The organism is Microbacterium yannicii, assembly GCF_024055635.1.
GTDB lineage: Bacteria > Actinomycetota > Actinomycetes > Actinomycetales > Microbacteriaceae > Microbacterium > Microbacterium yannicii.
In genome coordinates this window covers 23,659-37,686 of record NZ_JAMXMB010000033.1, presented here as the reverse complement: position 1 = coordinate 37,686, position 14,028 = coordinate 23,659, and the positions used below count along the sequence as shown (strand labels likewise).

At 70.1% G+C, this 14,028-nt stretch carries 12 protein-coding genes; 8 read left to right on the top strand and 4 right to left on the bottom strand.

From position 1 onward, the window contains the following. Positions 1-6: 6 nt before the first annotated feature. Positions 7-1,293, bottom strand: coding sequence for an adenylosuccinate synthase (locus NCG93_RS13545; RefSeq protein ID WP_194412135.1), 1,287 nt, complete (start codon positions 1,291-1,293; stop codon positions 7-9). Between the two features lie 201 nt (positions 1,294-1,494). Here NCG93_RS13545 and NCG93_RS13540 point away from each other — a divergent pair, with 201 nt between their 5' ends. After that, positions 1,495-2,445, top strand: a complete 951-nt coding sequence (locus tag NCG93_RS13540; protein WP_194412136.1) for a manganese catalase family protein — start codon at positions 1,495-1,497, stop codon at positions 2,443-2,445. A 96-nt stretch (positions 2,446-2,541) separates the two neighbouring features. Here NCG93_RS13540 and NCG93_RS13535 read toward each other — a convergent pair whose 3' ends face one another. From NCG93_RS13535 to NCG93_RS13525, 3 genes are all read right to left on the bottom strand, one after another. Beyond that, positions 2,542-2,919 (bottom strand): DUF2255 family protein, encoded by a 378-nt coding sequence (locus NCG93_RS13535; protein WP_194412137.1) that lies wholly within the window; start codon positions 2,917-2,919, stop codon positions 2,542-2,544. Then, a complete protein-coding gene (locus NCG93_RS13530; RefSeq protein WP_241741549.1) occupies positions 2,916-3,338 on the bottom strand; it encodes a (R)-mandelonitrile lyase in 423 nt (140 codons plus the stop codon). Before NCG93_RS13530 ends, NCG93_RS13535 begins: the two co-directional genes overlap by 4 nt. Before the next feature lie 232 nt (positions 3,339-3,570). Continuing rightward, complete coding sequence (locus NCG93_RS13525) at positions 3,571-3,798, bottom strand: RNA-binding S4 domain-containing protein (protein WP_194412138.1); 228 nt, start codon at positions 3,796-3,798, stop codon at positions 3,571-3,573. Positions 3,799-3,911: 113 nt separating this feature from the next. Here NCG93_RS13525 and NCG93_RS13520 point away from each other — a divergent pair, with 113 nt between their 5' ends. The 7 genes from NCG93_RS13520 (at position 3,912) to NCG93_RS13490 (ending at position 14,023) form a co-directional block, all read left to right on the top strand. Continuing rightward, positions 3,912-4,676, top strand: a complete 765-nt coding sequence (locus NCG93_RS13520) for a Pr6Pr family membrane protein (RefSeq protein WP_194412139.1) — start codon at positions 3,912-3,914, stop codon at positions 4,674-4,676. 237 nt (positions 4,677-4,913) lie between these two features. After that, positions 4,914-6,356, top strand: a complete 1,443-nt coding sequence (argG, locus tag NCG93_RS13515) for an argininosuccinate synthase (RefSeq protein ID WP_194412140.1) — start codon at positions 4,914-4,916, stop codon at positions 6,354-6,356. 239 nt (positions 6,357-6,595) lie between these two features. Continuing rightward, positions 6,596-7,252 carry a TetR/AcrR family transcriptional regulator gene (locus tag NCG93_RS13510; protein WP_194412141.1) on the top strand — a complete coding sequence of 219 codons (657 nt, stop codon included), beginning with the start codon at positions 6,596-6,598 and terminating at the stop codon, positions 7,250-7,252. Then, complete coding sequence (locus tag NCG93_RS20170; RefSeq protein ID WP_241741550.1) at positions 7,249-8,175, top strand: dermokine domain-containing protein; 927 nt, start codon at positions 7,249-7,251, stop codon at positions 8,173-8,175. Before NCG93_RS13510 ends, NCG93_RS20170 begins: the two co-directional genes overlap by 4 nt. Next, a complete protein-coding gene (locus NCG93_RS13500; RefSeq protein ID WP_194412142.1) occupies positions 8,172-10,025 on the top strand; it encodes a YhgE/Pip domain-containing protein in 1,854 nt (617 codons plus the stop codon). The genes NCG93_RS20170 and NCG93_RS13500 overlap by 4 nt, the downstream gene beginning before the upstream one ends. Positions 10,026-10,239: 214 nt before the next feature. Then, on the top strand, positions 10,240-12,918 hold the full coding sequence (locus tag NCG93_RS13495; protein ID WP_194412143.1) for a penicillin acylase family protein: 2,679 nt from the start codon (positions 10,240-10,242) through the stop codon (positions 12,916-12,918). Positions 12,919-13,156: 238 nt separating this feature from the next. Further along, positions 13,157-14,023: an AraC family transcriptional regulator gene (locus NCG93_RS13490; RefSeq protein ID WP_194412144.1), complete on the top strand. Its 867-nt coding sequence runs from the start codon at positions 13,157-13,159 to the stop codon at positions 14,021-14,023. Positions 14,024-14,028: the final 5 nt, after the last annotated feature.

Sequence of the window (14,028 nt, the reverse complement as noted above, 5' to 3'; positions counted from 1 at the left end):
GCCGGCTCAGTCGACGAGGTCGTGGCGCACGATGACCGCGTCGCGCGAGGCGCCGACGCCGATCACCGAGATGCGGGTGCCGCTCATCGCCTCGAGCGCCAGCACGTACTCCCGCGCCTCGAGGGGGAGATCCTCGAAGGTGCGGGCACGGGAGATGTCGTCCTTCCATCCGGGGAAGTACTCGAGGATCGGCTTCGCGTGGTGGAAGTCCGACTGGTTCACCGGGATCTCGTCGAAGCGCTCACCGTCGATGTCGTAGGCGACGCATACCGGGATCTGGTCGAGGCCGGTGAGGATGTCGAGCTTGGTGAGCACGAGATCGGTGATGCCGTTGACCCGGGTCGCATACCGCGTGATCGGGGCGTCGTACCAGCCCACACGGCGCGGACGACCGGTCGTGGTGCCGAACTCGAAACCGCGCGAGCGCAGGAAGTCGCCGTTCTCGTCGAAGAGCTCGGTCGGGAAGGGCCCGGCGCCGACGCGCGTCGTGTACGCCTTCACGATGCCCACGATGCGATCCAGGCGGTTGGGGCCGACCCCTGAGCCGGTCGCCGCGCCGCCGGCCGTCGCCGACGACGACGTCACGAACGGGTACGTGCCGTGGTCGACGTCGAGCATCGTGGCCTGGCCGCCCTCGAACACGACGACGTCGCCGGCGTCGAGCGCGTCGTTCAGCAGCAGGCCGGTGTCGGCCACCATCGGCCGCAGCCGCTCGGCGTACGACAGCAGGTCCTCGACGATCTCGTCGACGGTGATCGCGCGGCGGTTGAAGATCTTCACCAGCAGGTGGTTCTTCTGGTCGAGCGCCCCCTCGACCTTCTGGCGCAGGATGTTCTCGTCGAAGATGTCCTGGACGCGGATGCCGACGCGGTTGATCTTGTCCGCGTACGCGGGGCCGATGCCTCGGCCGGTCGTGCCGATCTGACGCTTGCCGAGGAAGCGCTCGGTGACCTTGTCGAGCGTGCGGTGATACTGCGTGATGATGTGGGCGTTGGCGCTGACCCGCAGGTGCGACGTGTCGACGCCGCGCGCGTGCAGCGCCTCGAGCTCGGCGAACAGCACCTCGAGGTCGACCACCACGCCGTTGCCGATGATCGCGTTGACGCCGGGCGACAGGATGCCGGATGGCAGCAGGTGCAGCGCATACTTCTCGTCGCCGATCACGACGGTGTGGCCGGCGTTGTTGCCGCCGTTGAACTTGACCACCCAGTCGGTGCGCTCACCGAGGAGGTCGGTGGCCTTGCCCTTGCCCTCGTCTCCCCACTGGACTCCGACGATCACGATGCCTGGCATGGGCTACTCCCCCGTTATCGGACGGTTACACCCCATCCTATCGGGGCTCCGCGGACATCCCTTCGGCGGGTGGTGAGGTCGCCACCGGATCCGCGCCGCGGCGGATAGTACGCGTCGCGTCTGGTCGTGTCCATCCCGGTGCCGACCCCGGCCGTGCGGCCAGAGGGTGTTGCGTACATTCGCCGACATCGAGGAGACCCCATGTATTTCCACCTGCAGAACCTGATCAACCCCATCGAACAGGACGAGCCCGATCCCGCCGCCGCCAACGCCCTGCAGGAAGGGCTGGGCGGCCAGTTCGGCGAGATGCGCACGATGATGCAGTACCTGTTCCAGAGCATCAACTTCCGCGGCGCCAACGCGAAGCCCTACAAGGACCTCCTGCAGGGCATCGGGACGGAGGAGATCAGTCACGTGGAGCTGATCGGCACCACGATCGCGCGTCTGCTCGACGGATCCCCCGCGTACCAGGGCAAGCCCGCCGACCCGGTCGACCTCCCTGGAGCGGGGGGAGCGACTCCGCTGAACATCGCACTGGACCACAGCAACATCCATCACTATCTGGTCGGCGCCCAAGGTGCGCTGCCGGTCGACGCGGCCGGAAACCCGTGGAGCGGCAGCTACGTCTACAACTCCGGAAACCTGGTCCTCGATCTGCTCTACAACCTCATGCTCGAATCCACCGGTCGCCTCCAGAAGTGCCGCCTGTACGAGATGACCGACAACAAGACGGCCCGATCGACGATCTCGTACCTGATCGTGCGGGACCAGGCGCATGAGAACGCCTACGCCCGGGCGCTCGAGACGCTCGGCGTCAAGTGGAGGACCGCGCTTCCGATCCCCAAGACCAACGCGGAGCGGTTCCCCGAGGTGAAGCGGCTGCTCGACCTGGGCCTGCAGAGCAAGCAGTACTCCTTCGACCTCGGCGACCAGTCCGAGGCGGGGAAGATCTTCCAGGGACTGTCACCCTCGGACGACGGCACGCAGCTCGACGCCACCGAGCAAGCCCCCGAGGGCGTGCCGATCGAGATCGCCCCGGAGCGACCCGAGGAGTTCTCTCCCGGCGCCGACCCGGAGCTGATCGCGCTCATCGAAGCCACCGCGGCGATGGAGATGGCCGACATCGACACCACGTTCGGCAGGCTCGGCTGACGTCGGTCGGCTCGGTCGCCCACAAGGGGTGCGCGCCGGAGACCGCGATCGTGACGGAGACTCCGGCGCGCCCGCCCTCGGCGCCGGCTGTTCGGCTCAGCGTCGGGGCAGCACTTCCAGGGTGGTCTCGAGGACGTCGTCGCCGGTGATCGCTCCGACCGGGCCGGGTCCGTACCGGTCGTACTTCGCGTGGAGGGCGCTGTCGATGCTCGCCCGCACCTCGGGGTCGGCCGGGCGGAAGGTGACATCGACCTCGACACCGCCGGCGCTGATCCGGCCGAGGCCGGACCGCCGCGCCCGGCGGAACCAACCGTTCTCCGGACCATGGGCGGAGCGGATGTACAGGGTGTCGCCGACGGTCGCGTGCCAGATCGTGGTCAAGGGGCGAAGCGTGCCGTCCGGGCGCTGCGAGGTCACGCGCAGTTCGGTGGCGTCACCGATCCGGCGCAGTTCCTCAGCCGTCCAGGCCGTCATGAAGCGCTCTCCTCGTTGCGGTGCGGGTACTCGCCGGGCGCGAGCTTGTCGCCCCAGACGGTCTCGGGTTCGCCGGTGGCAGGCGCCTCCCACATCGCCAGGTGGCACATGAAGTCATCGGCGGTGGCACCGTGCCAGTGCCACTCCCCGGCCGGCGTGTAGACGGTGTCGCCGGGATGCAGCTCGATGACGTCCTCGCCGCGGCTCTGCACGTACCCGCGCCCCTCGGTGACGTGAAGGGTCTGACCGACGGCATGCGTGTGCCACGCCGTGTGTGCACCGGGCGTGAACCGGACGAGGTTCAGCCGCGCACGCGACGGCTCCTCACCGGCGTAGTACGCGTTGAAGTACACGTCGCCGGTGAACCATTCATCCGGCCCCTTCACCGTCGGGGTCTTCGGCTGCATCCGAGTGCTCATGTGCCCTGCCTTCCTGTCGACCAGCCAGTTCGTCGGGCGCACCGAGGTCCGCCACGACGGCTTCGTTCCGCGCCCGCTCCCCCATTCCACTCCCCGGGTCGCGCGTGGGGAAGGTGCTGGCGTGACGTGTACTGGCAGAACCCCCTACGACGTCGTGACCCTGTCCACGACGAACGGGCGCGGGATGGGCAGTAAACGAAGCGTGGTCGTGGACCCCGTCTATTCGACGTCCTCACGGGCAGACGCGCACCCGGCGACCCTCGAATCCGACGACGTCGCCCAGCTGCAACTGCCGTCCGCGGCGACGATCGACCTCGCCGTTCACAGTCACAAAGCCGTCGATGATGGCCTCTTTCACGTCTCCGCCGGAGTCGAGGAGCCCGGCGAACTTGAGGAACTGCCCGAGGCGGATGCCATCAGAGCCGATCGGGACGTCATCGATCGGAGCCGCATTCGTCATTCCCGAATGCTAGACGACCGCGTTCCCGTCGCGAAGCGAGCCCGAGATGGTTCGCGCCACGCCGGGACTCACGATGCCAGGACGCCGTGCACGGCCATCGCTATGGTGTGGCCATGACGCGTACTCGGGCATGGGCGACGGTGTGGACGGTGCTGCGGCTCGCGATGGCCGCCGTCACGGTGGCGGCGATCACAGCGCAGTTGTCGAAGTCGATCCGCACCGCGACCGAGCTCGACCGCGACGTCACCACGACGGTCGCGAACTTCTTCAGCTTCTTCACGATCCTCTCGAACGCCGTCGCGGCGATCGTGCTCGTGTGGGCGGCGGTCTGGTACTTCGCGCGCGGACGCAGAGCCGTCGTCGAGCCGCCGGCGCTGGCCGTCGCCCTCGCCTGCGCGAGCAGCTACATGATCATCACAGGCATCGTCTACAACGCACTGCTGCGCAGGATCGAGCTGCCCCAGGGCAGCGCGCCCATCCCGTGGTCGAACGAGGTGCTGCATCTGATCGGCCCGCTGTTCCTGTTGGCCGACGTGTTCTTCGGGCCACTGCGCCGCTCGCTGCCCTGGCGCAGCCTGTGGGCGGTGGTGGCCTTCCCGATCGCCTGGGTGATCTACACGATGATCCGCGGACCCCTCGTCACCAACCCCGTCTCCGGCGACCCGTTCTGGTACCCGTATCCGTTCCTCAACCCGAACGCGCCCGGCGGCTGGCCCTCCGTGGTCCTCTACGTCATCGGCATCGCGCTCGCGATCGTCGCGGTGGGCGCCTTCGTCGTCTGGTGGGGGCGCCGTTCCGGTGCGGCGAACGCCGATGCCGGGACGGATGCCGCCGCTCGCGTGGCCGCAGCACCCACGCCGTCGAACGCACGCGAATAGCTCCACGCGGACGTTTGTGAGTTCTGTCCCCCGACCGGCGTAGACGTTGTGGCGTCCGCACAATTCACCCACATCAGCGGCGCTCCCTACCTGTTCCTCGACCCCACGGCAAGGGTGGCTACTTCACCTGGTGGCAGGGCGGGGATGATGACGGATGCCGAGGGCCGCGGCATCCGTCACCGCCGTGGTGGGCGCCGGCCCGCGGCGCGCGCCCCGCCCAAACTAGACTTGGGGACCATGTCGAAGGTCCTTCAGTCCCTGCCCGTCGGCGAGCGCGTCGGCATCGCCTTCTCAGGGGGCCTTGACACCTCCGTCGCGGTCGCGTGGATGCGCGACAAGGGCGCTATCCCCTGCACCTATACGGGCGACCTCGGTCAGCCCGACGAAGACGACATCGACGCGATCCCGAACCGCGCCCTCGAGTACGGCGCCGAGGTCTCGCGTCTCGTCGACTGCAAGCCCGCCCTCGTCGAGGAGGGCCTGGGCGCGTTGGCGTGCGGTGCGTTCCACATCCGCTCGGGCGGTCGCACCTACTTCAACACGACGCCGATCGGCCGGGCCGTCACCGGCACGCTGCTCGTGCGCGCCATGAAGGAGGACGGCGTCGACATCTGGGGCGACGGCTCCACCTACAAGGGCAACGACATCGAGCGGTTCTACCGCTACGGACTGCTCGCCAACCCCGCCCTGCGCATCTACAAGCCGTGGCTCGACGCCGACTTCGTCACCGAGCTCGGCGGGCGCCAGGAGATGAGCGAGTGGCTCGTCGAGCACGGCTTCCCGTACCGCGACTCAGCCGAGAAGGCGTACTCGACGGACGCGAACATCTGGGGCGCCACCCACGAGGCGAAGACGCTCGAACACCTGAACGTCTCGCTCGAGACCGTCGAGCCGATCATGGGCGTGCGGTTCTGGGACCCCGCGGTGGAGATCGAGACCGAGGACGTGACGGTCACCTTCGAGGCCGGTCGCCCGGTCGCCCTCAACGGCGTCGAGTTCGCCGACCCGGTCGCGCTGGTGTTCGAGGCGAACCGCATCGGCGGCCGGCACGGCCTCGGCATGAGCGACCAGATCGAGAACCGCATCATCGAGGCCAAGTCGCGTGGCATCTACGAGGCGCCGGGCATGGCCCTGTTGTTCATCGCGTACGAGCGCCTGGTCAACGGCATCCTGAACGAGGACACCCTCGCGACGTACCACGAGCAGGGCCGCCGCCTCGGGCGCCTGATGTACGAGGGCCGCTGGCTCGAGCCGCAGTCGCTCATGCTGCGCGAGTCGATCCAGAAGTGGGTGGGCTCGACGATCACCGGCACGGTGACGCTGCGCCTCCGTCGCGGCGAGGACTACACGATCGTCGACACGGCCGCCCCGCGGCTGTCGTACCACCCCGACAAGCTGTCGATGGAGCGCGTCGGCGACGCCGCATTCGGCCCCACCGATCGCATCGGCCAGCTCACCATGCGCAACCTCGACATCGCCGACTCCCGCGTGCGCCTCGAGCACTACGCGGCGGCGGGCATCATCGGCGGCACGACCGGCGAGCTCGTCGGCCACCTCACGCAGGGTGAGGCCGGCGAGATCACCGAGCACGCGGAAGGGTTCAGCGCCGCGGAGGAAGAGCTCGCAGAGGCGACGGATGCCGCGAACGAGGCATCCGCGTTCGACTCCGGCACCGACTGAGACGTTCCCGTCCCGCCGGACGTCGCACGGCCAGAGCCGGCGCTCTCACCGAGCGCCCACGATCAGCGCGCCCAGCAACGCCGTCGGTCGGGTTGCGGCACGCGCGCTGACCGGCCCCGCATGGGCACGCCCGGGGACGGCCGGGTCGCACGCGCGAGGGGCGCCGCCGAAGCTGAGCCTCTGCTTTGCGTTTCGACATTATCTTGCACAGTGTTGTGCAAGATAGCTATCCTGGATGCATGAGCACCTCGATGGATGCCGTGCGCCGGCCGCGGCGCGACGCCCTGGAGAACCGCGCCGGGATCCTGGCGGCGGCGATCGTGGCCCTCGCCCACGACCCGCGTGCGTCGGTCGACGCGATCGCGCGCCAGGCGGGACTGTCGCGGCGAGCGCTGTACGGCCATTTCGACGACCGCGACGCCCTCGTGCGCGAACTTGTCGCGCAGGGCGCCACCCGGTTCAACGCGATCGCCGACACCATCGACGACGCCGACGCACGCGTGGCACTGGCCCGTTTGGCCGCGGCGCTCTGGACCGAGGCGTCGCACGTGCAGGTGCTCGCGGCGATCGCCCTCGACGAGGCCCACCTCGAAGAGACCGCGACCGCGCTGGCCCCGCTGCGGCGAGCGGTGGTGCGCATCGTGCGCGACGGTCAGGAGGCGGAGGTGCTGCGCACCGACGTCACCGCCCCGACGCTCGCGCGGCTCGTCGAAGAGACCGCTCGCACGGTGATCACGCGAATGGATGCCTCGTCCCCTACGGCCCGCGACCTCGCGGTGCGCGCCGTGCTCAGCATCGCGGGCCTCTCGTGGCGCGAGGCGGCCACCCTGCTCGAGGCCAACCCCGACGTGCTCACGCCCGCTCAGGCTTCGACGACCGAGGCGGCGAGCGAGTGAAGATCAAGCTCGACGCGGTCGGCAAGGGCCGCCGGGAACACGCACTGCCCCTGACGTCGGCGGTCTTCGAGACCGGCCGCGCAACCCTCGTCGTGGCCGAGACCGAGCAGCGACCCACCGTGCTCGGACTCATCGCCTCGGGACGCATGCGCCCAGACACCGGACGCGTCGCCGTCGACGGTCGGGCGAACCCGGCCGCGCTGCGTCGCCGCGTCGCGCTCGTCGACGCCCCCGAGATCTCCGAGCCCGAGCCGAACGTCACGCTCGCCGGCGTCGCCGCGGAGGAGCTGATGTTCGCCGGTCACCGGTCGGATCCTCTCGCCGTGCGGCGGTGGCTGGAGGCGCAGGGCCTCGGGGACGCGGCATCCCTCCCCGTCTCGAACGTCGACCCCGCCGACCGCGTGCGGGCACTCTGCGAACTCGCCGTGCTGCGCAAGGGCGTCGAGGGTATCGTGCTCGTCTCACCCGACCGCCACGGCGGCGAGCCCGCCGCCTGGTGGGCCATCGCCGAGGACTTCGCGGCACGCGGCCTCGCCGTGCTGGTGATCGCCGGCCAGGCCTCCGCGCCGGTCGCCGGACCGACCACATCCCCGGTCGCCCGGCCGGCCACATCCCCGGTCGCCCGGCCGGCCACATCCCCGGTCGCCCGGCCGGCCACATTCCCGGTCGCCCGGCCGGCCACATCCCCGGTCGCCCGGCCGGCCACATTCCCGGTCGCTGAGCTTGTCGAAGCGCAGCCGGCCATGGCGCGCCCTTCGACAAGCTCAGGGACCGGTGAGCGGAGTCGCCTGAGCACCGGGAGGCCGAGTCGGGCAGGGACCGGTCGGCCGAGTCACTCAGGGACGGGTCGGCCCCATCGCTCAGCGACAGCGCGCCCCCGCCTCCGCCGCCTCACGGCCCGCACGAAGGGCGACCGTTCATGAAGGTGCCCCAGATGATCCTCGCCGAGCTGCGCCGGCTCGCGTCGACGCGCATGTCGCTCATCGCGCTGATCGCGCTGATGGTGGTGCCGATCCTGTACGGCGGTCTGTACCTCTGGGCGAACCGCGACCCCTACGGTCAGCTCGATCAGGTGCCGGTCGCCCTCGTCGTCGCCGACAGCGGCGCCCAGCTGAACGGCACCGACCGCAATCTCGGCGACGAGGTCGCGCAGGAGCTCATCGAGGACGGCACGTTCGACTGGCACCTGGCGACCGCCGACGAGGCCGATGCGGGCCTCGACGACGGCACGTACGACTTCGCGATCGAGCTGCCCGCCGACTTCACGGCATCCATCGCGTCCATCACGACGGGCGAGCCGCGCACCGCCGACATCGTGCTGCACACGAGTGACGCGAACAACTACCTCGCTTCGACAATCGGCACGCAGGCGGTCGAGCGCATCCAGACCACGATCACCGACAAGGTCGTGGCCGAGGCGGGGCTCACCATGCTCGACGCGCTCGACACCATTCGCCTCCAGCTGACGGATGCCGCCACCGGCGCCTCGCAGCTGGTCGACGGCCTCGCCTCGGCCGGCGACGGCGCGTCACAGCTCACCGACGGCGCGACACAGCTCGCCGACGGCACCGCGCAGCTCCGCGACGGCTCTGCGCAATTGTCTGCCGGTGCCGCGCAGGTCGCGGACGGCGCGGCCCAGGTCGCCGACGGCACGGCGCAGCTCGACGCGATCGCCGATCGGATCGGGACCGCCTCGTCCGACGCGGCCTCGACGCTGCCGCAGGTGCGCGACGACATCACCACCGCTCTCACCGACGCCGGTGTCGACCAGGCGCGTATCGACGAGGTGCTGGCCGCGCTCGACCCGGTCGGCGATCGGCTCACCGCGGTCGACGAGCGCGTGCAGGGCGCCGTCACGCAGATCAACCGACTCAACGACGGCGCGCAGCAGGTGTCGGCGGGCGCGGCGACGGTGTCCACCGGCGCCGCCGACCTCGCGACGGGCACAGCGACCGCCGCCGACGGGGCATCGCAGGTGCAGGGGGGCGCCGCGGCGCTCGGCGACGGACTGACCCAGCTCGAGGACGGCGCGACGCAGCTGCGCGACGGACTCTCCGAGGGCGCCGCCCAGCTGCCGTCGTTCGACGCGGCGACCCGCGAGGCGCAGGCCGCCACGCTCGCCGCGCCCGTCGAGATCGAGCGGTCCTCGCTGACGCAGGCGCAGAACTACGGCGCCGGCCTCGCTCCGTTCTTCGCCGCCCTCGCCGGCTGGATCGGGATCTACGCCCTGTTCCTCATCGTCAAGCCGGTCTCGAAGCGGGCTGTCACGGCGCTGCACTCCCCCATCCGCATCACGCTCGCAGGCTGGGCCACCCCGGCCCTCCTGGGCGGACTGCAGATGGTCGGGCTCTTCGGCGTGCTCGCGCTCGCGCTGGGGTTCTCCTTCGCGCACCCGCTCGCGACGCTCGGCATCCTGCTGCTCGCGAGCGCGACCTACGCCGCGATCGTGCTGGCCCTCAACGTCTGGCTGGGCTCTGTCGGGCAGTTCCTCGGCCTGGTGCTGATGGTGCTGCAACTCGTGACCGCGGGCGGGACGTTCCCCTGGCAGACGCTGCCGGCGCCGCTGGCGGCACTGCACCACGTGCTGCCCATGGGCTACGTCGTCGACGCCATGCGACAGGTGATGTACGGCGGCAACGCCGACCGCGTCTGGCTCGACCTGACAATGCTGCTCACGTGGCTCGTCGGCGCGGGACTGGTCGCGGCGATCGGCGTCACGCGCATGACTCATTTCCGAACGCTGCGCGACCTGCAGCCCAGCGTGATCGGCTGAGGCAGGGACCGGCATCCGTCCGGGGTTCGGCGTCCCGCGCGGCCGCGAAGCCCGACAACAGCCCGGTCGCAATGTGAAAAGCGAGCGCGATTCGGCACAACGCCCGCGGCGGGGTTAGCATGCGGGAGCGGCGCCTGTGCACCCCGAAGACACAGGGACCGAATACCGCCGTGCCTGACACTGCGTGCCCCCACCCTCGCTCGGAAAGCTCTCAATGCCGAAGCCCCCGCCCTCCCCCTACGCCCTCGACGACACCGCTCCCCGTCGGTCCGTCGGCCGGACGGCCGGCATCACGCTGTTCAGCATCCTCGCCGGCGTGGTCGTGCTCGCCCTCGTCGCCGTCGGCTTCGTCGCCTTCACGGCGCAGCGCTCGTTCCCGCAGCTGAGCGGCGAAGCGAAGGTGCCCGGCCTCGACGCGGAGGTGACCGTGCAGCGCGACGTGCTCGGCATCCCGACGATCACCGCCGACTCCTCGCACGACCTGTTCTTCGCCCAGGGGTACGTGCAGGCGCAGGACCGGTTCTGGGAGATGGACTTCCGCCGGCACGTCACGAGCGGGCGCCTCTCCGAGCTGTTCGGCGAGTCGCAGCTCGGCACCGACGAGTTCCTCCGCACCCTCGGCTGGCACGCCACCGCCGAGCAGGAGGTGGAGGCGCTGAGCGCGACCGACCGCGCGTACTACGACGCCTACGCCGACGGCGTGAACGCGTACCTCGCCGACAATCAGGGCGCCGACGCGTCGTTCGAGTACGCGGTGCTGGGCCTCCAGAACCCCGACTACGAGATCGAGCCGTGGACCCCCGCCGATTCGGTCGCGTGGCTCAAGGCGATGGCGTGGGACCTCCGAAGCAACATCGAGAGCGAGACGGAGCGCGCGGTGCTCGCCTCGGACTTCACGCAGGCGCAGATCGACGACCTCTATCCGGGCTACCCCTTCGACCGGAACCCCGTGATCGTGCCGAAGATCTCGGCGGTCCCCGCGGTGGGCACGGTGCCCGACCTCGCCACCGAGGGTGCGGCAGAGGGCGACGGCGGCGAGAACGAGGGCGACTCCGCCGGCGACGCAGCCGGCGACGCCGCGGGCGACCCCTCAGCCGCCGCAGCAGCCACGATCGAGTGGACCCAGGCCGACACCATGCTCGACGCGGTGAGCGACCTCGTGGGCGACGCGGGCGAAGGCATCGGCTCGAACTCGTGGGTGGTGTCGGGCAGCGTCACGGAGTCCGGGATGCCGCTCCTCGCGAACGACCCTCACCTCGGCGCCTCGCTGCCGAGCGTCTGGCACCAGATCCAGCTGAAGTGCTCCACCGTCACCGAGGAGTGCCCGTTCGACGTCGCCGGGTTCGGCTTCTCGGGTCTGCCGGGTGTCGTCATCGGCCACAACGACCGCATCGCGTGGGGCTTCACCAACCTCACCACCGACGTCACCGACCTCTACCTCGAGAAGATCGAGGGCGACTCGTACTGGTACGACGGCGCCCTCGTGCCGCTCGAGACCCACACCGAGACGTTCAAGGTCGCCGGCGGCGAGGACGTCCAGCTCGAGGTGCGCTCCACCGCGAACGGCCCCATCGTTTCCGGGCTCACCGACGACTTCACCGCGATCGCCGAGAACCCGTACACCGGCACCGCCGGCACGGTCGCGGCACCGACAGCCGCCCCGGAGGGGGACTTCGCGGTGAGCCTGCGCTGGACCGCCCTGCAGCCCGGGACGACAGCATCCGCCATCTTCGCCCTCAACACCGCGAAGGACTTCGACGACTTCCGCGGTGCCGCCGCCCTCTTCGACGTGCCGGCACAGAACCTGATCTACGCGGACGTGGACGGCAACATCGGCTACCAGACTCCCGGCAAGCTGCCGATCCGCGGTGCCGGCGACGGCTCGATGCCGCAGCCCGGCTGGGACTCGGCGTACGCGTGGCAGGGGTACATCCCCTTCGAAGAGCTCCCCGTCTCGTACAACCCCACCGAGGGCTACATCGTCACCGCGAACAACGCGATCGTCACCGCCGACTACAAGTACGGCCTCACGAGGGACTGGGACTACGGCTGGCGGGCCGCGCGCATCGACGAGCTGATCCAGCGCGCGATCGCGAAGGGCCCCGTGACGACCGACGACCTCAACGCGATCCAGGCCGACAACTACTCCTTCATCGGCATGCGGCTCACCGCCGCGTACGCCGACATCACCACGGGCGATGACGAGACGGATGCCGCGCTGGACCTCCTGCAGGAATGGGATGCCCAGAACAGCCCCGACTCGGCCGCGGCCGCCTACGCGAACGTGCTGTGGGACACCCTGGTCGAGAACGTGTTCGTCGACGGTCGCGAGAGCGCCGCGCCGCTCAGCGGCCAGGGCAGGCTGTTCCTCGTCGTCGACGCACTGCTCGACGACGACCAGTCGCCGTGGTGGACGAACCAGGAGCTCGGCGTCGCCGGCATGACCGACATGCTGAAACGCTCGGCGATCGACGCGTACGAGCGTCTGGTCGACGAGCAGGGCGACAACCCGTCCCGCTGGAACTGGGGTTCGCTGCACGCACTGCCCCTGACCAACGGCAGCTTCGGCGAGTCGGGCATCGCGCCGATCGAATGGCTCTTCAACCGCGGGCCCTACCCGGTCGGAGGCGGCTCGTCGGTGGTCAACGCGACGGGCTGGGACCTGGGGCAGAGCTTCGCGACCGTCACCGTGCCGTCGATGCGCATGATCGTCGACCTCGCGGACTTCGACGACTCGCGCTGGAACCAGCTCACCGGCGAGAGCGGGCACGCCTTCCACACGAACTACACCGACCAGGTCGAGTCGTGGCAGAACGCCGAGCTGACGCCCTGGGCGTTCTCCCCGAAGGCCGTGGATGCGGCCACCACCGACACCCTGGTGCTGACCCCCTGACGCGACAGCTCGGTGCTGCGCCCCATGAGGGACGTTTCGTCTCGCTCGTTCCTCGCTCGCTCAACGACCGGGGGTAGGGTTCCGGTCGTTGAGCGAGCGAGCGACGACCGAGGGTAGGGTTCCGGTCGGCGAGCGAGACGAGACGCTCCGAGGCGTCCACGGCGGCCGATCGAATCGGACCGCGATAGTCGGGTGCGCAGGAACGTCAGCGGCGAGGCTGGATGTCGAAGGAGGAACCGTGATCGCGATTCTCAACCGGGTCGTCGGGTACGTCGAGGACCATCTCACCGAGAACGTCGACATCGCCGACCTGGCGCGGAGTCTCGGCACGACCGAGTACCACCTGCGCCGGATGTTCTCGTCGCTGGCTGGCATGCCGCTGTCGGAATACATCCGGCGACGGAGGATGTCGGTCGCTGCGGCCGACGTCATCGGCGGCGGCGACGTGCTCGGAATCGCGGTCCGCTACGGCTACGGCTCGACCGAGGCATTCGGCCGGGCGTTCCGGGCCGTGCACGGCGTCGGCCCCGGCGACGTGCGCCGCGACGGCGGTCCCCTTCGCACGCAACCGCAACTCAGGTTCCGCCTGACCGTAGAAGGGAACACACCCATGGACACCCGCATCACAGACCTCACCGACCTCCGCCTCGTCGGCCACGCCGCCCGCGTGCCCCTCATCCACGAAGGGGTCAACCCGCATATCCAGGCGCACATCGCCTCGCTCCCCGCCGAAGAGCACCTGCGTCTCAAGGCGCTGAGCAGCGCCGAGCCCGCAGGACTGCTGCAGGTGAGCGCCGACGTCGAGCCCGACTACACCGAGGGCAGCGAGCTGACCTACCTGCACGGCGTCGCCGTCGGCGAGGGCACGACCGTCCCCGACGACCTCGACGTGATCGAAGTGCCGGCCGGCAGCTGGGCGGTCTTCCGCACCGCGGGCCCCTATCCCGCCGCCCTGCAGTCCACCTGGGCCGCCACCGCCACCGACTGGTTCCCGTCCAACCCCTGGCGCCTGCGACCGGGACCCTCGATCGTCGCGATCCTCGACCGCGCCGACGACTTCAGCACCGCGACGTCGGAGCTGTGGCTGCCGGTCGAACGCGCCTAGCCCTT